The sequence below is a fragment of the Xanthobacter pseudotagetidis genome, from assembly GCF_043194795.2.
Classification (GTDB): Bacteria; Pseudomonadota; Alphaproteobacteria; order Rhizobiales; family Xanthobacteraceae; genus Xanthobacter; species Xanthobacter tagetidis_A.
Genome location: NZ_CM195534.1, coordinates 2,323,532 through 2,341,186, shown reverse-complemented (window position 1 = coordinate 2,341,186; position 17,655 = coordinate 2,323,532). Strand labels below are relative to the sequence as shown.

Below are 17,655 nucleotides of genomic sequence, written 5' to 3'. Positions count from 1 at the left end.
GTCTCTGAGGGGCCACTTGAGGGGCAGCTAACGGACAGGACCAGACCTCAACACATGATTAGAGGCTAAGCGTCGGCAGGGACCTTGCCGGCGCAGCCAGACCACCAAGCCGCTGAAGCGCACAAAGCATGAACGTTATTGACATAATGGCGGTATTATGATACCATATAGATGCACATAGCTGCACCCCCTCAACATGGAGCATCATCATGACTGCCATCGAAGTCTCTTCGTGCCTCGTGCTCTTCACCAAGAACTGGGCCGGCAAGGCGCAGGCCGGCCGCTTCGCCGCCGACAACATCGAGCGCGCCCAGGCCGCGGCTACCAAGCTGGGCCTCTCCTGCGTGTCCTTCGGGGAAGGCGATGACGCCGATCTGCTTGCGGCGCTGCCCGCCGGCCGCTTCGGCGAGAATGATCGCCCTCTGCTTGCCAACATCAAGACCGACATTTTCAAGCGGCTCTCCCTCATGGCCGAGGCGCTGGCCAACGGGGAGGATGCCGACCAGGAAGCGGATGCCGAGGAGAACGTCACCGCCGAGAACAAGGATGACGAGAAGCCGGCAGCGCCCTCCGGTGCCGTGAAGGCCAAGAAGGCCGCGCCCATGCTCTCCATCAAGTCCGATGCGGCTTCGGGCGACACCACCATCGGCGTCGTGATGAAGGAAGGCGGCACCCACTGGCCGCAGCTCACCAAGGGCGACGTGGTGCTCGCACCCGACTTCAGCGAAGGAGAATATGGCGGCTGGTGGGAAGCCGTTGTGCGCGCCCGCAGCGACAGCCATGTCACCCTCGACTGGCGCGACTACCCCGACTTTCCCCCCTTCACCCGGCAGATCACCCAGATCGCGCCGCTGCACCCCGAATGCGTGATCTAGGCCTGACACAAGGCTGATCCGGGCACAAAAAAAAGGAGGGCGGTTTTCACCGTCCTCCTCATTTTCGTTTTCGCACGATTCATTGCATCGGGTTCCGCACATCCAGGGCGCTTAAAGCGCCTTCCTCATGGAGCTCCATGGCATTCGCGGCACTCCATGGAAGGGCGTTAGGCGCCTTCGAAAGCCGAACAGAGCGATGGCGTTGGTCCAGCCTGGCGCTTGCGCTCGGGGGTCAAAAGATCACCGGCCACGGCATCGCGGCGAGCGCATCAACGAACTCCCCTGCACCCGATCGCAAGCCTCGTCATAGCCCCTTGCCGTGCGGTCCCGCTTCGCGCCCATTTCCATCGGAAGGATCAAGGGCTCGCTGCAGTCTTGGTGCCGGCCAAAGGCCTTCAGGGCATAGTCTGAAGCGCTAGCCGAATTGTATGTCACCTCGACCAGATGGACGCGTTGGATGCGGGTTTGGCGGGTCAACTCGACACCGAGGATTCTCACCAGTTCGATGAGATCGCCCTTGAATCTGCTAACAGGCGGCTTCAGGAAAATGCCATGCACATGAAGGCCGTCGCCGCCCTCCACACAATGGTTGCGACGCTTGATGTTGGGCGTGTCCGGTGAGCAGATCAGAATGGGGAGCTTGTACCGCTGTCCTGGCTTCTCCGGATGGTGCGCGAACCGTCCCGACAGGCGCAGATAGAAAACCTCGACATCCTGGTACATCATTTGAATGAACCGAGACATCGAGGCTGCAATAACCTGATTGAACATGAAGGTCATGAGATAGGGCGTATAACCGTCTTCGATATATGAATCGATCCACTCGACGTAAGATTGGCGAAGACGCATGCGAGCCTTGGGGTCGAGCTGGTTGACATCACTCATTGTTATCACCTATGTATGGATTATCGACATCAATGATTTACAAAATCGCAAATTTATTTATCCAATGATGCAAACAATCATCAATCCAATAGAAGGCGAGAAATATCTCTCTGTATATCCAATTGAAACGGGATAAAATAGCTACCCATTGAGAGTGATGATTAATGAACGTATTGATATAAATGCATTTCAATATCTAATTGTGTGATATATTTATTCAGAATATATCAATCTAGATATATCTTCCTCATATACGATGCTCGAAAATTGCACCGCATGAGATGGGTCGAAGGCAACGGGCGCGATGTCGAGACTCCAAAACGGCGCGCACGCGAAGCTGATGTCTTCACTATTTACAGAATCGCAAAAAAGATCGTTTTGGAGCCGCGCAGACGTATCCACGGCACTTTAAGCGCCCAACGACGTCGCATCTGAAACAAAAAAAGGCCCCGCGCTTGCGCGCGAGGCCCCGTGTTGTGTCTGCCGCGGACTACCACGCCGCCTTCTTGCGTGGGGCGTTCTCGGCGACCGTTCGGATCCTGGAGATCCTTAGTCCGGCTTCCTCCTTCACGGCCGTCAACCGAAACTTCGTCCCGGTCTCTGCCTTGAGCAGTTCCTTCTTTTCCGGCTTCGCAATCTTCAGCGAAATGTCGGAGCGGTTATCGTTGGCGCTCGCCCGAGATTGGTCGGCACCCTTCTCCGCGGCGGATCGAGACGAAGGGCCTTCGCTGTCTTCACGCGCTTTAGCTGCCTCCCTGGCCAAACGCTCGATTCCGCCCCTTTCCTTGATCTCCTGCGCTAGCGCGCCGGGTTCGATTTTCAGCACGTCGTAGGCGTAGGCCAGAACGCGGGCATACTTGGCGGCCAGCTTGGCTTTGCTGTTGTTCGCCGCGTCCTGTTTGATGCCGAGCATGAACCTCATGACGGCAAGTGGAACATCGGCTTCGTTCTTCACCTTGATCGGCCTGGCTACCTTCTTCCCCTTTGCCAGTGCCGCCCTCACCATCTTGACGATCGGCGCTGCACTGGCGATTAGGGCGTAGAGGCCGTCGCGATGGCGCTGTTCGAGTTTCTTGTAGGAGGTCCTGAGTTCTCTCAGCTTAAGGCTGTATTTAGCCTTAGTTTTCGTGAGCGGTTTCTTCGACTTCATGGTGAGACCTCTGTTCTCAGTCTGGATGCCTCCCCGGGTCATTCCGGGGAGGCAGAGTTTTCGCCAGGTGGGGTTGGTTCAACCTCACAGCCCGCGCTGGAGCAGCGGGGCGATGTCCGCCCATCGCCAAGCTACGATGCGTGCCCCGAGCTTGACCGGGAGCGGATAGACCCCTGACTTCATACCCGCATACCAGCAAGCCCGAGAAACTGGCACGAGGCGTAAGACCTCGTGCAGTCTGAGCAACGGCATGTTGTCGTTCGATGCGATTGGAGCACTGTCTTGAAAACGTGAAGTATCGGACTGTTTCAATTCTTGATTGGTCATAAATTTCTCCGTCAGTATATTTGATGCATTGCGATCGCGACTTGTCCTCCTTTCGTTGCTGTTACCCGCCGCCGTTCGGCGAGGGTCTCGTATTGCCCGGCTGGGCGTACTTCTCCCTTCGCCGTCAATGCTGCTGACGTCGTCAGGTGAAGGTGGTGGCGGCGGTCAGCTCAGGTCAGGCGCGGGGCGCACCTCTCCCGTTCCCAGGCAAGCGCCTTGGGTGATTGACCGCCAAACCCCGAAGGATTCAGGCCTTTATGGTGATCTCGATCTGGTCGGGGGAGATGCCCAGGGTGCGCGCCAGCGCTTCCTTGGCCTCCGCAATCGTCAGCTGAAGCGGCAACCCACCCGCGTCAGCTGTCCCTCCCTCGTCCTCGTCGGGCGAGATGCTTTCGAGGTCGTCGCGTTCGCCTCGTGCGCTCTTCGCCATGCTGGCCAGCGTGAAGTGCCACTCGATCCGGCTGGGGTTGCCCTTGCGCCCCACGACATAGACCCCCAGCCCCGCCGCTTGGAGTTCCTTGGCGACGGCTGTCGCCTCCGAGACCGGGACCTTGAGAAGGTTCGCTAGTGAATCGATCTTCGTGGCCGAGCTGTTGTTCGTGCGGTCGCCAAAGTGATCAAAAATGCGTTGCGCCCAAGGCTGTTGGGTGTAAAGCTTCCGAATGGCCTGGACTGTCTTTTGCCTTTCATTGCTACCGGCCACTGTTGGTCCTCGCCGCGTCGACACTGTGCACTCGTCATATATGGACGATGTGGGCTCTCAAGGCAAGCTAAAAAACGATAGACGCTTCTAGATCGGATATGGCCGGGCGTCCGCACCTCATTTTCTTATTGGCTTTAGCCTCCGAAACTCATCCAGCATGTCCGCCCAGGTCTGCATCAGCGCCACGCGCTCAGGCCAATAGGTGGCCCGATTGTAGGCCCGCCGCACCTCGTTCTGATCCAGATGCCCGAGCGCCGCCTCGATCACGTCCGGCGAATGGCCGCGCTCGTTCAGGATCGAGCTGGCGGATGCCCGGAAGCCGTGGGCCGTCATCTCGTCCTGCGTGAACCCCATGCGCCGCAGCGCCGAGTTCATGCCGTTCTCGCTGATCAGCTTCTTGTTGGACCGGATGGAGGGGAACACCAGTTCGCTCGCGCCCGAGAAGGCGCGAATCTCGTCGAGCCCGCTCAGCGCCTGGCGCGACAGCGGCACCATATGGGCGCGGCGCATCTTCATGCGGATGGCGGGGATGTTCCAGACGGCCTTGGCGAAGTCGAACTCGTTCCACCGTGCGCCACGCACCTCGCCCGGCCGTGCGAAGGTCAGCGCCGTGAACAGGAGCGCCGCCCGCAGGGTAGGCCAGCCGTCATACTCATCGATGGCCCTGAGCAGCCCGCCGAGGGCGACAGGGTCCGTGAGAGCCGCACGATGGACGACCTTTGGCCGCTCCAGGGCATCCTTCAAAGGCGAGGTCGGGTCGGTTTCCGCCCGCAGCGTGGCAATGGCGTAGCGGAATACGCTGCCGATGGCCGAGCGCAGGCGACGTGCCGATTCTCTGCGGCCGCTTCGCTCCACCTGGCGCAGGATGTCCAGAACCTCCACCGGCTTGATCTCGGTGATCGGACGGCTGCCGAGCGCCGGCCCGGCGAGCGTCTCCAGCAGCCACTTGTTCTTCTTGATGGTGGCATTGGCGGACTCTCGCGTCTCCAGGCGCGCGATATATTCGGCCGCGAGCAAAGCGAAGGTGTTGCCTGTGGAGATGGTGGCGTTGACCTTCTCGAGCTTGCGGGCAGTCGACGGGTCCTGGCCATCCAGCAGCAGTTTCTTGGCTTCGTCCCGCTTCTGGCGCGCATCGGCGAGAGAGACGGTGGGGTAGGGGCCGAACGAAATCTGCTTGGGTTTGCCGAGGAACCGGTAGGCGAGACGCCAGATCCTGCCGCCGCTCGGATTGACGAGAAGATGGAGGCCACCACCGTCAAATAGCTTGTATGGCTTGTCCTGCGGCTTCGCATTGCGCAGCGCCATGTCCGTCAGCGCCATGTAGGCACGCTCCCTTTGTAGGCATCGAGACGCCTACAAACTTGCCTACATGCCTACAGGATTCAAGCGGACGAGATGGGATCAAGCTGGACGCTAAAGACGTCTATCGCTTTGATTTCAAAGCGATATTGGACATTTTCGGACGCTTCTGGATGGTGAAATGGTGCCCAGGGGCGGAATCGAACCACCGACACTGCGATTTTCAGTCGCATGCTCTACCAACTGAGCTACCTGGGCGTCCGGAGGCGGCCTGAGGGGCCGTTCGGAGCGGCGAGTGTATAATTGGCTTGTCCGGCGCTGTCCATAGGGAGAGCCCAGCGAAAGCCGGCTGAAGCGCCCCTGTGGAAAAGCGGACCTGTGACCGGCGGTCGAAGGTTCGCGCGGAGGCCGGCGGGCATTGCGCTGCCGTATCATGGCGACGCCCGAGACCGCTGACCCAGACTGGCCCCCAGACCCGGCCCCCAGACCCGGCCCCCAGACCCGGCCCCCAGACCCGGCCCCGCCATCCGGATTCCAGACCGGACGCCCCGATGCCCCCGCCCCGCCCGTCCGCCCCGAAAAGGGGTGCCTTCCCAGGCGCAAGCTGGCAATGTAGCCGGCAGGACGCCGGAGGTGAGCCGGCATGGCGGCGAGGGTGAGGAGCGCGACGGTGGCGGAACGCAAGGCGCGCGGGGCGGCAGAGGCTCCGGATGTCATCGACTACACCACCGGCTCGGGCGCGCCGGCCGCCACCTCCGCCACCCTGGAGCAGGCGCTCGGCGTCCAGGTGCGCACCATCCGCCGCCAGCTCGACCTCACCGTGTCCGACCTCGCCGGCGCCGCCGGCATCTCGGTCGGCATGCTGTCGAAGATCGAGAACGGCCAGATCTCCCCGTCCCTCGGCACGCTGCAATCCATCGCCAAGGCGCTGAACGTGCCGATCACCACCCTGTTCTCCGCCTTCGAGGAGCGGCGCGACTGCTCGTTCGTGCGCGCGCGCCAGGGGGTCATCATCGAGCGGCGCGGCTCCAAGGTCGGCCACCAGTACGAGCTGCTCGGCCACGGCCTCGGCGGCGACATCGTGGTGGAGCCCTATCTGATCTCGCTGGAGGCGGGCGCCGCGCCCTTCACCCAGTTCCGCCATGCGGGGGTGGAGTTCATCTACATGCTCACCGGCGAGGTGCTCTACCGCCACGCCGACCGCTCCTACCACCTGCGCCCGGGCGATGCGCTGATGTTCGATTCGGGCGCCGCCCACGGCCCCGAGGAATTGCTGGTCACGCCCATGACCTACCTCTCCATCATCGTCTACGGCCGCGACGGACGCTGAGGCGCGGGGGCTGCCCTCCCGTAATGTTTTCTTATAGCGAAACTTTTATTCTTTCACATTGACGCATTCTCCCAACGGGCGTACCAGTGGAACCGAGGCCGCGAACGCGGCGGAGGCGTGCGGCATCAGGCGCCGCGGCCACGGATCGGAGCCAGTTGAGCGCCATGTGCGGCATCGTCGGAATATTCCTGAAGGACCAGAAGCTCGAGGGCGAGCTCGGGGCGATGCTCGCCTCCATGCTCTGCACCATGACCGGACGCGGGCCGGACAGCGCCGGCTTCGCGGTCTATGGCGCCGGCGCGCCGGGCCAGGTGAAGCTCTCCCTGCGCGCGGCCAAGGGCTATGACTTCCCGGCGCTGGCCCAGGGCCTGAGCGTTCCGGCGGACGGCGTGCCGGCGCTCTCCATCCGCGGCACCCATGCGGTGATCGAGGTGCCGGCGGCGCGCGAGGCGGCGGTGCGCGCCTTCCTCGCCGCGCGCCATCCGGAGGTGGCCGTGGTCGGCTCCGGCACCCGCATGGAGATCTTCAAGGAGGTGGGGCTGCCCTCCTCCGTGGCGCAGACGTTCAACCTGCCCGCCATGCGCGGCACCCACGGCATCGGCCATACCCGCATGGCCACCGAGAGCGCGGTAACCACCGCCGGCGCCCACCCCTTCTCCACCGGTACCGACCAGTGCCTGGTGCACAACGGCTCGCTCTCCAACCACAACGGCCTGAGGCGCTCGCTCGCCCACGAGGGCATGACGTTCGAGACCGAGAACGACAGCGAGGTGGCCGCCGGCTATCTCACCTGGCGCATGAAGCAGGGCGCCTCGCTCGGGGAGGCGCTGGAGGCAGGCCTGAAGGACCTCGACGGCTTCTTCACCTTCGTGGTCGGCACCGAGAGCGGCTTCGGCGTGCTGCGCGATCCCATCGCCTGCAAGCCGGCGGTGATGGCCGAGACCGACCAGTACGTGGCCTTCGGCTCCGAATACCGCGCGCTCATCGGCCTGCCCGGCATCGACAAGGCGCGGGTGTTCGAGCCCGAGCCCGCCACCGTCTACTTCTGGGAGCGCGCGCAATGAACGCCGTCACGCCCGACGCCACCTTCGACCTCGGCACGACGCCGCTGCGCGAGCTCAACGCCGCGCTCCACCAGGCCACCGGCGAGAGCAACGCGCGGCGCTGGCGGGTGCTGAACCCCAATGGCCGCCACGCGGTGGCGGTGGGCATCGCCGCCCCGCTCACGGTCGAGATCGAGGGCAATGTGGGCTATTACTGCGCCGGCATGAACGCCGAGGCGTCGATCATCGTCCACGGCAATGCCGGCCAGGGCGTCGCCGAGAACATGATGAGCGGCTTCGTCCACGTGAAGGGCGACGCCAGCCAGTCCGCCGGCGCCACCGCCCATGGCGGGATGCTCCTGATCGACGGCAACGCCTCCGCCCGCTGCGGCATCTCCATGAAGGGCGTCGACATCGTGGTGAAGGGCTCGGTGGGCCACATGAGCGCCTTCATGGGCCAGTCCGGCGCGCTGATCGTGTTCGGCGACGCCGGCGAGGCGCTGGGCGACAGCCTCTACGAGGCGAAGCTGTTCGTGCGCGGCAGCGTGAAGAGCCTCGGCGCCGACTGCATCGAGAAGGAGATGCGGGACGAGCACCGGGCGCTGCTGCACGACAAGCTGAAAGCGGCGGGCGTCGCCGGCAGCGTCGATATCGCCGAGTTCAAGCGCTACGGCTCGGCGCGCAAGCTCTACAACTTCCACGTGGACAACGTGGACGCCTACTGAGACCCATTCCCTCTCCCGCTTGCGGGGGAGGGCCAGGGAGGGGGAAAGCGCGGCCGATCATTCAGCCGCACGCCGGGGAGCAGCCGAATGCCCCCTCCCCCACCCTCCCCCGCAAGCGGGAGAGGGAGTTTTCGTGCAGCCCCATCGACCCGCTTGGGTGAGGACCCCATGACCGCCCATTCCAACGTGCCCCGCACCCCGCCGCGCTTCTCGGCCACCTTCGATCCGGCGACGCTGGCGGAGATCCGCCGCGCCGCGGCCACCGGCATCTACGACATCCGCGGCGGCGGCACGAAGCGCAAGGTGCCCCATTTCGACGACCTGCTGTTCCTCGGCGCCTCCATGTCGCGCTACCCGCTGGAGGGCTACCGCGAGAAGTGCTCCACCGAGGTGGTGCTCGGCACCCGCTTCGCCAAGAAGCCGATCACCCTCAAGACGCCCGTCACCATCGCCGGCATGAGCTTCGGCGCGCTCTCGGCGCAGGCGAAGGAGGCGCTCGGGCGCGGCGCCACGCTGGTGGGCACCTCCACCACCACCGGCGACGGCGGCATGACCGCGGAGGAGCGCGCGCAGTCGCAGACGCTGGTCTACCAGTATCTGCCCTCGCGCTACGGCATGAACCCGGTGGACTTGAGGAAGGCGGACGCCATCGAGATCGTCATCGGCCAGGGCGCCAAGCCCGGCGGCGGCGGCATGCTGCTGGGCCAGAAGATCTCCGACCGTGTCGCCGCCATGCGCAACCTGCCGAAGGGCATCGACCAGCGCTCGGCCTGCCGGCACCCGGACTGGACCGGGCCGGACGACCTGGAGATCAAGATCGAGGAGCTGCGCGAGATCACCGACTGGGAGAAGCCGATCTATGTGAAGGTCGGCGCCTCGCGCCCCTATTACGACATCGCGCTGGCGGTGAAGTCGGGCGCCGACGTGGTGGTGCTCGACGGCATGCAGGGCGGCACCGCGGCGACGCAGGACGTGTTCATCGAGCAGGTGGGCATCCCGATCCTCGCCGCCATCCGCCCGGCGGTGAAGGCGCTCCAGGACCTCGGCATGCACCGCAAGGTCCAGCTCATCGTCTCCGGCGGCATCCGCTCCGGCGCCGACATGGCGAAAGCCCTGGCGCTGGGCGCCGACGCGGTGGCCATCGGCACGGCGGCGCTGGTGGCGCTCGGCGACAACGATCCCCAGTGGGAGGACGAATACCAGCAGCTCGGCACCACCGCCGGCGCCTATGACGACTGGCACGAGGGCCTCGACCCCGCCGGCATCACCACCCAGGACCCGGTGCTCGCCGCCCGGCTCGACCCGGTGAAGGCGGGCCGGCGGCTCGCCAACTTTCTCTCGGTGATGACGCTGGAGGCGCAGACCATCGCCCGCGCCTGCGGCAAGAGCCACCTGCACAACCTGGAGCCGGAGGATCTGGTCTCCCTGACCATGGAGGCCGCCGCCATGGCTGGCGTGCCGCTTGCGGGAACCGGCTGGATTCCCGGCCAGACCGGCGGCCTCTGAGCCGCCTCCCGGGCGCCCCAGGGCGCCCGCTTCGCTTCCGCGCCCCGGCCGCGTGCCGGTGCGCCCCAACGTCGAAAAATAAAAACCCAGAAATCACCCCCTTCCGAGGACAGAACCCATGAAGCGCCAGTTCGAGATCGCGCGCGAGGCGGAGGGGCGCTCCTCCGCCGCCGCCAAGGCGAGCACCGACCTTGAGAAGGCCGCGAAGGACCGCGGCATCAAGTATTTCCTCATCTCCTACGTGGACCTGTTCGGCGCCCTCAGGGCGAAGCTGGTCCCGGCGTCCGCCATCGGCGCGATGCAGAAGGAAGGCGCGGGCTTCGCCGGCTTCGCCACCTGGCTCGACATGTCGCCGGCGGATTCCGACATGTTCGCCGTGCCCGACCCCGCGAGCCTGATCCAGCTGCCCTGGAAGCCCGAGGTGGGCTGGCTCGCCGCCGACCTCTACATGGACGGCGCGCCGGTGGAGCAGGCGCCGCGCGCGGTGCTGAAGAAGCAGCTCGCCGATGCGCTGAAGCTCGGCTACGAGATGAAGACCGGCGTCGAGTGCGAGTACTTCCTCGTCTCCGCCGACGGCACCGCGATCTCGGACGCGTCCGACCGCGCCGAGAAGCCCTGCTACGACCAGTCCGCCCTGATGCGCCGCTACGACGTCATCAAGGAGATCTGCGACGCCATGCTGTCGCTCGGCTGGGGCGCCTACCAGAACGACCACGAGGACGCCAACGGCCAGTTCGAGATGAACTGGAACTACGACAACGCGCTATTGACCGCCGACCGGCACGTGTTCTTCAAGTTCATGGTCAAGTCCATAGCCGAGAAGCACGGTTTGCGCGCCACCTTCATGCCGAAGCCGTTCCCGAACCTCACCGGCTCGGGCTGCCATGCCCACGTCTCGCTGTGGGCGAAGGGCAAGAACGCCTTCTCCGACCCCAAGGGCGAGCTCGGCGTCTCCAAGCTCGGCTACGCCTTCATCGGCGGGCTGATCCACAATGCCGACGCGCTCGCCGCGCTCACCAATCCCACGGTGAACTCCTACAAGCGCATCAACGCCCCGCGCACGCTCTCGGGCGCCACCTGGTCGCCCAACACCGTGACCTATACCGGCAACAACCGCACCCACATGATCCGCATCCCGGACGCCGGGCGGTTCGAGTTCCGCCTCGCCGACGGCGCGGCCAATCCCTATCTGCTCCAGGCCGGCCTGCTGGCGGCGGGGCTCGACGGCATCGCCAACACGCGCGATCCCGGGAAGCGGCTCGACATCAACATGTACACCGACGGCCACAAGGTGAAGGCGGCCAAGAAGCTGCCGCTGAACCTTCTGGACGCCCTGCGCAACCTGGAGAAGTCGAAGGTGCTGGCGGAGCGGCTCGGCGCCTCCTTCGTCTCCGGCTACCTCAAGCTGAAGACCGAGGAATGGAACGCCTACTCGCGCCACCTGACGCAATGGGAGCGCGACAACACGCTCGACATCTGAGGATCGTCCCGCGACGAACTCTGCGGAAGCCTGCGATAGTCCCCGGTGGAAACACCGGGGACTATCCTGTTTTCGCGGGTGGGAGATGTCAATTCCTTGACGTCATCTTGAGCAAGGCGCCTGGGAATTCTTTCGTTTTGACAAGGATCAAGCGAAGCCGCGCCCGTTTTCTGTGCATCTCCTTGACGCTCGATGCAGCCAATAGATGCATTCCCGCAGAGCGACGCGACCCATGCCGTCGCGGGCGGGTGACGCGGCCAGCCCTCCGCCCGAGCCGGCCTCACCTTGCGAAAGAAATTCTTCACTCGGGCAATGAGTTAGACATTCCCATACGTCATCTCTGTGCCTCCCGTTAGGTATTCCCCAACGCCATCTGCCTCTCTGGCATAAAAGTTGCTCCACAGTGAAAACCTTGGCCCGACCGGAGGGGATACCGACGGGGGCTCTGGCCAAAGGCGCAACAGCGTTCGGGGACCAGCATGACAGAGCAATTGGCAGCCCTGACGACCATCTTCACGGAGTTCTACTACTTCCTGACGGTCGTCCTTATGTTCTTCATCCATGTCGGCTTCTGCATGTACGAGGTGGGCGCCGCCCGCGTGAAGAACGTGCAGCACACGCTGCTCAAGAACACCATGGCGATCCCGCTGATCGGGCTGGCCTTCTTCCTGTTCGGCATGTGGATCTACATCGCCTTCCAGGGCTGGCCGGTCGCCTCCATGTCGCTGAGCTTCACCACGGGCTTCGAGCCGTGGTCGACCACCATCGCCCCCAACCTGTCCGATCGCATCTCGGGCGTCTTCTGGGCCGCGTTCGCGCTGTTCGGCATGACCGCCGGCTCGATCGTCTCCGGCGCCCTCATCGAGCGCACCAAGACGTCGGGCTTCTTCATCATCGCCATCTATGTGGGCGCCATCGCCTGGGTGATCCCGGCGGCCTGGGCCTGGGCCGGCAACGGCTGGATGGCGCAGTATCTCGGCTTCCATGACCAGTATTGCTCGGCCATCCTGCACTCGGTGGCGGGCTTCGCGACCCTCGGCGTGCTGATGAACGTCGGCCCGCGCATCGGCAAGTTCGCGCCCGACGGCACCCCGCGCGAGATCCCGGCGCACAATCCCTGGCTCGTCACCATCGGCCTGTTCATGATCTATGTGGGCTTCTGGGGCTTCTATGCCGCCTGCCACATCCCGATCGTCAATGTCGGCACCGAGGCGGCGCCCTACTTCACCGCCACCAACATCTACGGCGTTCCGATCACCCTGTCGGGCGTCACCGTGAACTTCATGCTCGCCTTGTTCGGCGGCATGGTCACTGCCTACATGATCTCCAACGGCAATGCCTTCTGGACCTACTCCGGCGGCCTGACCGGCCTCATCTCGGCCAGCGCCGGCAACGACTACTACCACCCCATCATCGCGCTGGTGATCGCCATCGCCGGCACCATCATGGCCTACAAGCTGCACTACTGGGTGGAGAAGAAGTTCAAGATCGACGATGCCGTGGGCGCGGTCGCGGTGCACGGCTATTGCGGCGTGTTCGGCGGCATCATCGCCGGCTTCGCGCTCTGGGGCTACCCGGCGGTGATGCCTTCGGAAGGCACGCTGATCGCCATGGGCGAGGGCGTCGGCTGGTTCGGCGTCAATGCCGAGGGCCTGCCGATCATCACCCCGATCGGCAACCTCATCGGTACGCTGGTGTTCGCTCTCGGCTTCGGCTTCGTCCCCGGCTACCTGATCAGCAAGCTGCTCGCCAGCTTCGGCATGCTGCGCGTCCCGGCGGCGGCCGAGATCATGGGCCTCGACGGCAAGCACCGCGAGCTGACCTACCCGCAGCACTCCGGCATCGAGGCGGCCTTCGAGACCATCCAGCGCAAGGAAGCGAAGTTCTGACCGATCGAGCTCAGGCGGCTCCGGCTGCATCAAGCCGGGGCCACCGCCCCAACTTCACAGGAGCAGTCACATGAATACCGGCGTCACCTCTCTGGCGAAGCTCTCCGAAGTGTCCACGCTCTATCCGTTTGCGGGCTTCGAGCCGTTCTTCGCGGCCATCGCGGCGGTTTTTTTCGTCGCCTTCATCGCCAAGCAGATCTCCATGGACAAGCAATTCCACGAGGAGCAGCTCGACCACAGCTCCGAGGCGGTCGCCAGCCCGGCGGAGTGAGGGACCGGGCGGCGGCGGCGCCTCCCTGTCCCGCCGGCGCGGCCCGAGACGTCGCGCGGCCCTCCACGGGGCCGCGCGATTTCGTGTGCTCGAGGGGCGCAGGACCGGCGGCAGCCTCACGAGCCGGAATTGACGCGGCCCACGGTGAAGATCTGCACCCGCCGGTTGATGGGGTCGGTGGGCTTCTTCGGGTCGAGCAGCACCTCCTCGCCCAGGCCCACCGCATCGAGGCGTGTCGGGTTGACGTTGAACACCGAGACCAGCGCGCTCACCACCGCGTCGGCGCGGGCCTGGCTGAGCTTGAGGTTCAGCTCGCGCGGGCCGGTGACGTCGGTGTTCCCGGTCACGATGAACTTGTAGCCGTGCAGGATCGGATTGTGCATGGCATCGGCGATGGCGCCGAGCGTGCCGTAGGAGGACGGCTGGATGATCGACGAGCCGAGGCGGAACTGGATCTGAACGTTGATCTGCGGCAAGCGGTCGAGGTTCAGCGCCAGCGACGGGCGGGTGAGCTGCTCGCCGGGATTCTGCTCCATGTGGCGGCGGACCATGTCGCGCAGCTGCTCGGCGGTGATGCCCGGCGCCTTGTCGGTGAGGCCCTGGAGGCCGCTGAGGATCTGGCTGTCGGAAAGCGCGGTCTGGGCCAGCGCGGGACCGCTCGCGAGCGCGAGGGCGGCGATGAGCGCGAGGCGGGGCAAAGGCGACGTCATGGCGTTCGTCCTTGATCTGAGGGAAAGGGAGCGCGCGATCACCGGTAGCCGGCGTCGGTGATGGCCTGGTTGCAGGCCGGGCTGACGACCCGCGTCGCCTGCAGCAGGCACGAGAGCAGGTTGCCGTCCTGGGGCACCATGCCGGGGCACAGGCGCGCGGTGTCGGCGCTGCAGATGCGCGCGATGGAATCCTGCGCCGCGTCGCGCTGGGCGATCGACGCCTTGGCGATGGCATAGTCGCGCTGGCACTGGGCGCTGACCTGGCCGATCTTGGAATCCATGCAGGCGAGCAGCGCGCCGTTGCCCAGATTGACGTTCGAGCACAGGCGGTTGATGTCCGGCCCGCAGCTCCTGGCGAGCAGTGCGCCCGCCTGGGCGTAGCTCATGGTCTGGGCCTGGGCCGCCGAGCCGGCGACGGCGAACGCCGCCGCGGCCAGCAGGACACGAATGATCTTCATGATTGTGCGCTCCACCGGAGGGAGAGAAGGGCCCCTGAACAGCCGTTGGGGAAGGTCATCCTCGCACGGATGCTGGAAGATTGGGATACCAGAGCTGCCCCATGGTGAACGCGCGCAGAGCGCCGGTTCCTCAGCCGGCGCGGGTGGGGCGGACGGAGGGTGAGAGACCCGCTCCGGCGCCGGCATGCGCCTCCAGCGTCGCCCGGCAGAACTGCGCCATCTCCTTCGGCAGCCGTCCCCACTCCTGGCGCCGCGACACCAAGGTGAGGCTGCGCGCGAAGGCCGGGCCGGGAAGCGGCGCGACGGCGAACGCGCCGGGATCGATCCCGGCCTCGTGGATGCACAGCGGCGTCGTCACCGCGAACCCCGCCCCCGCCGCCACCGTCGCCGCCACCCCGAGCGGGGTGTCGAACTCCAGCCGCCGCGGCAGATCGAGCTTCAGGCGCCGCAGGTGCCGCTCCACCTCGATGCCGGTCTTGGAGCGCGCCGAGAACCGCACCAGCGGCAGGCGATGGGCGAGCGGCGCCATCTCCTCCACCCGCGCCGGCGCCGCAATGCCCGTCGGCAGCATCAGCACATAGGGCTCGCTGACGAGGGGATGGCGCTCCAGGCCCTCCATCTCCTCCAGCTCGTCCACGCCGGCGAGGAAATCGAGCTGGCGCGTCAGCAGCGCGCTGGCATGGGCGGCGGTGAGGCCGGAGCGGATCGAGACCTCCTCGGCGAGCCCCGCCAGATGCGCCCCGAGCGGCGCCGCCAGCGCGCGCGTCAGCGAATCCACCAGCCCCACCCGCATCAGCGGATAGCGGCTCTTGCCGGTGTCGCGCAGCGCCGGTGCGATCTGGCGCGCCTCGGAGAGCAGCGCGCTCGCCCGCTGGCGCAGGAGCCCGCCGGCGGGCGTCAGTCCGAGCGGGCGCACCGAGCGGTCGAACAGCACAGCGCCCATGCGGCTCTCCAGCTCCGCCACCGCCTGCGACACCGCCGGCTGGGTGAGGCCGAGCCGCCGCGCCGCCCCCGCCATGGCGCCCTCCTCGCACACCGCGAGGAAGATTTCCAGGCTCCTCAGGTCGAACGGCAGCGCCTCGCTCCGTGGTGCCATTCCGGTCCCCTCCCCGCCCCGCCCGCGGCGCCGGCAGGGCGCGCGCGTGTATAACTGAGATTTATACTAGCGCATGAAAGGCGCCTAGCTATGGTTTCATGAACGGCCGGCCGGCATGCCGTCCCGAGCCCGGCGCAGCGGGGCTTGCGCCCCTTCGGAACGCGAATGATGTCCGTGAACTGGTCCCCGCGCTATTCCGCCTTCAGCCTGCTGGCGAACGCCCTCTCCGGCCAGAAGGGCTGGCGCCCCGCCTGGCGCGACGCGGCGCCGAAGCCGTCCTATGACGTGATCGTGGTGGGCGGCGGCGGCCATGGCCTCGCAACCGCCTTCTACCTCGCCAAGGAGCACGGCATCCGCAACGTGGCGGTGCTGGAGAAGGGCCATATCGGCTCCGGCAATGCCGGGCGCAACACCACCATCATCCGCTCCAACTACCTGCTGCCCGGCAACGAGCCGTTCTACGAATGGTCCATGAAGCTGTGGGAGGGCCTGGAGGCCGACCTCAACTTCAACGCCATGGTGTCCCAGCGCGGGGTGCTGAACCTGTTCCACTCCGACCCGCAGCGCGACGCCTATGCGCGGCGCGGCAACGCCATGCGCCTCGCCGGGGCGGACAGCCAGCTGCTGGACGCGGACGGTGTCCGGGCGCTGGCGCCGTTCCTCGACTTCGCCAATGCGCGCTTCCCCATCAAGGGCGGGCTCTACCAGAAGCGCGGCGGCACCGCGCGCCACGACGCGGTGGTGTGGGGCTATGCCCGCGCCGCTGACCGCCTCGGCGTCGACATCGTGCAGAATTGCGAGGTCACCGGCTTCCTGCGCGAGAACGGCGCGGTGGTGGGGGTGGAGACCACGCGCGGGCCGGTGCGCGCCGGCAAGGTCGCCCTCGCGGTCGCCGGCTCCACCTCGCGCCTGACGCGGTACCTCGATCTGCGCCTGCCGATCGAGAGCCACGCGCTCCAGGCCTTCGTCTCGGAGGGGCTGAAGCCGCTGGTGCCGGGCGTCATCACCTTCGGCATGGGGCACTTCTACATCAGCCAGTCGGACAAAGGCGGCCTCGTCTTCGGCGGCGACATCGAGGGCTACAACACCTACGCCCAGCGGGGAAACCTGCCCGTGGTGGAGGACGTGTGCGAGGGCGGCATGGCGCTCATGCCGCTGATCGGTCGCCTCAGGATGCTGCGCTCCTGGGGCGGGCTGCTCGACATGTCCATGGACGGCTCGCCCATCATCGACGTGGGGCCGCTGCCGGGCCTCTACCTCAACACCGGCTGGAACTACGGGGGCTTCAAGGCGACGCCGGCCTCGGGCTGGTGCTTCGCCCACACCATCGCCAGGGACGCGCCCCACGCGCTCAACGCCGCCTTCCGCCTCGACCGCTTCCGCAGCGGCCACGTGATCGACGAGAAGGGAGTCGGCGCCCAGCCGAACCTGCACTGATGCGCGCCGCCTCCAGCCTCCCTCCGATGCCGTCAGCGCCACTGCCGTCATCCTCCCCGCCGCCGCCATCCTCCCAACCGCCGTCATCCTTCACCCAGCCGCCGTCATCCTTCCACCCGCCGTCATCCTCCGGCTTGACCGGAGGATCCATGGAACGCCAACCCGTGCGACGGGCCGCAGGATGGGCCCTCCGGTCAAGCCGGAGGGCGACGGCGCGCGGGGCGGCGATGATCCTCTCGGCGCTTTCGACATCAGCCCCGCCACACTCGCCCTCCCAACCGCCGTCATCCTCACCGTCGCCGTCATCCTTCAGCCAGCCGCCGTCATCCTCCGGCTTGACCGGAGGATCCATGGAACGCCAACCCGTGCGACGGGCCGCAGGATGGGCCCTCCGGTCAAGCCGGAGGGCGACGGCGCGCGGAGCGGCGATGATCCTCTCGGCGCTTTCGACATCAGCCCCGCCACACTCGC

At 65.9% G+C, this 17,655-nt stretch carries 17 protein-coding genes and 1 tRNA gene; 9 read left to right on the top strand and 9 right to left on the bottom strand.

Annotated elements, in window-relative coordinates; genetic code table 11:
• Positions 1-209: 209 nt before the first annotated feature.
• Positions 210-875 carry a hypothetical protein gene (locus V5F67_RS10730; RefSeq protein WP_394019363.1) on the top strand — a complete coding sequence of 222 codons (666 nt, stop codon included), beginning with the start codon at positions 210-212 and terminating at the stop codon, positions 873-875.
• 240 nt (positions 876-1,115) lie between these two features.
• Here V5F67_RS10730 and V5F67_RS10725 read toward each other — a convergent pair whose 3' ends face one another.
• The 6 genes from V5F67_RS10725 to V5F67_RS10700 form a co-directional block, all read right to left on the bottom strand.
• A complete protein-coding gene (locus V5F67_RS10725; RefSeq protein ID WP_394019365.1) occupies positions 1,116-1,760 on the bottom strand; it encodes a hypothetical protein in 645 nt (214 codons plus the stop codon).
• 490 nt (positions 1,761-2,250) lie between these two features.
• Positions 2,251-2,910 (bottom strand): hypothetical protein, encoded by a 660-nt coding sequence (locus V5F67_RS10720; protein WP_394019367.1) that lies wholly within the window; start codon positions 2,908-2,910, stop codon positions 2,251-2,253.
• Positions 2,911-2,994: 84 nt separating this feature from the next.
• On the bottom strand, positions 2,995-3,162 hold the full coding sequence (locus V5F67_RS10715; protein ID WP_509210660.1) for an AlpA family phage regulatory protein: 168 nt from the start codon (positions 3,160-3,162) through the stop codon (positions 2,995-2,997).
• Between the two features lie 322 nt (positions 3,163-3,484).
• Entirely contained in the window at positions 3,485-3,940 is a 456-nt protein-coding gene (locus V5F67_RS10710) for a hypothetical protein (RefSeq protein WP_394019371.1), read from the bottom strand.
• A 117-nt stretch (positions 3,941-4,057) separates the two neighbouring features.
• A complete protein-coding gene (locus V5F67_RS10705; protein WP_394019373.1) occupies positions 4,058-5,260 on the bottom strand; it encodes a tyrosine-type recombinase/integrase in 1,203 nt (400 codons plus the stop codon).
• A gap of 161 nt (positions 5,261-5,421) precedes the next feature.
• Positions 5,422-5,497 (bottom strand) — tRNA-Phe (locus tag V5F67_RS10700).
• A 385-nt stretch (positions 5,498-5,882) separates the two neighbouring features.
• On the opposite strand from V5F67_RS10700, the gene V5F67_RS10695 reads away from it, so the two are divergent.
• From V5F67_RS10695 to V5F67_RS10665, 7 genes are all read left to right on the top strand, one after another.
• Positions 5,883-6,569 carry a helix-turn-helix domain-containing protein gene (locus V5F67_RS10695; protein WP_394019375.1) on the top strand — a complete coding sequence of 229 codons (687 nt, stop codon included), beginning with the start codon at positions 5,883-5,885 and terminating at the stop codon, positions 6,567-6,569.
• Positions 6,570-6,733: 164 nt separating this feature from the next.
• Positions 6,734-7,633 (top strand): class II glutamine amidotransferase, encoded by a 900-nt coding sequence (locus V5F67_RS10690; RefSeq protein WP_394019692.1) that lies wholly within the window; start codon positions 6,734-6,736, stop codon positions 7,631-7,633.
• A complete protein-coding gene (locus tag V5F67_RS10685) occupies positions 7,630-8,337 on the top strand; it encodes a protein glxC (protein ID WP_394019377.1) in 708 nt (235 codons plus the stop codon). Before V5F67_RS10690 ends, V5F67_RS10685 begins: the two co-directional genes overlap by 4 nt.
• Positions 8,338-8,505: 168 nt before the next feature.
• A complete protein-coding gene (locus tag V5F67_RS10680; protein ID WP_394019379.1) occupies positions 8,506-9,843 on the top strand; it encodes an FMN-binding glutamate synthase family protein in 1,338 nt (445 codons plus the stop codon).
• Positions 9,844-9,961: 118 nt separating this feature from the next.
• A complete protein-coding gene (gene glnT, locus V5F67_RS10675; RefSeq protein WP_394019381.1) occupies positions 9,962-11,323 on the top strand; it encodes a type III glutamate--ammonia ligase in 1,362 nt (453 codons plus the stop codon).
• A gap of 479 nt (positions 11,324-11,802) precedes the next feature.
• Entirely contained in the window at positions 11,803-13,212 is a 1,410-nt protein-coding gene (locus tag V5F67_RS10670; protein ID WP_394019383.1) for an ammonium transporter, read from the top strand.
• Positions 13,213-13,282: 70 nt separating this feature from the next.
• Positions 13,283-13,483 (top strand): hypothetical protein, encoded by a 201-nt coding sequence (locus V5F67_RS10665; protein WP_394019385.1) that lies wholly within the window; start codon positions 13,283-13,285, stop codon positions 13,481-13,483.
• 116 nt (positions 13,484-13,599) lie between these two features.
• On the opposite strand, the gene V5F67_RS10660 is transcribed toward V5F67_RS10665, so the two are convergent.
• The 3 genes from V5F67_RS10660 to V5F67_RS10650 form a co-directional block, all read right to left on the bottom strand.
• Positions 13,600-14,193 carry an OmpA family protein gene (locus tag V5F67_RS10660; RefSeq protein WP_394019387.1) on the bottom strand — a complete coding sequence of 198 codons (594 nt, stop codon included), beginning with the start codon at positions 14,191-14,193 and terminating at the stop codon, positions 13,600-13,602.
• 38 nt (positions 14,194-14,231) lie between these two features.
• On the bottom strand, positions 14,232-14,651 hold the full coding sequence (locus V5F67_RS10655) for a cysteine rich repeat-containing protein (protein ID WP_394019388.1): 420 nt from the start codon (positions 14,649-14,651) through the stop codon (positions 14,232-14,234).
• A gap of 130 nt (positions 14,652-14,781) precedes the next feature.
• On the bottom strand, positions 14,782-15,747 hold the full coding sequence (locus V5F67_RS10650) for a LysR family transcriptional regulator (protein WP_394019390.1): 966 nt from the start codon (positions 15,745-15,747) through the stop codon (positions 14,782-14,784).
• Positions 15,748-15,921: 174 nt separating this feature from the next.
• Here V5F67_RS10650 and V5F67_RS10645 point away from each other — a divergent pair, with 174 nt between their 5' ends.
• Complete coding sequence (locus tag V5F67_RS10645; RefSeq protein ID WP_509210650.1) at positions 15,922-17,184, top strand: sarcosine oxidase subunit beta family protein; 1,263 nt, start codon at positions 15,922-15,924, stop codon at positions 17,182-17,184.
• Positions 17,185-17,655 lie beyond the last annotated feature (471 nt).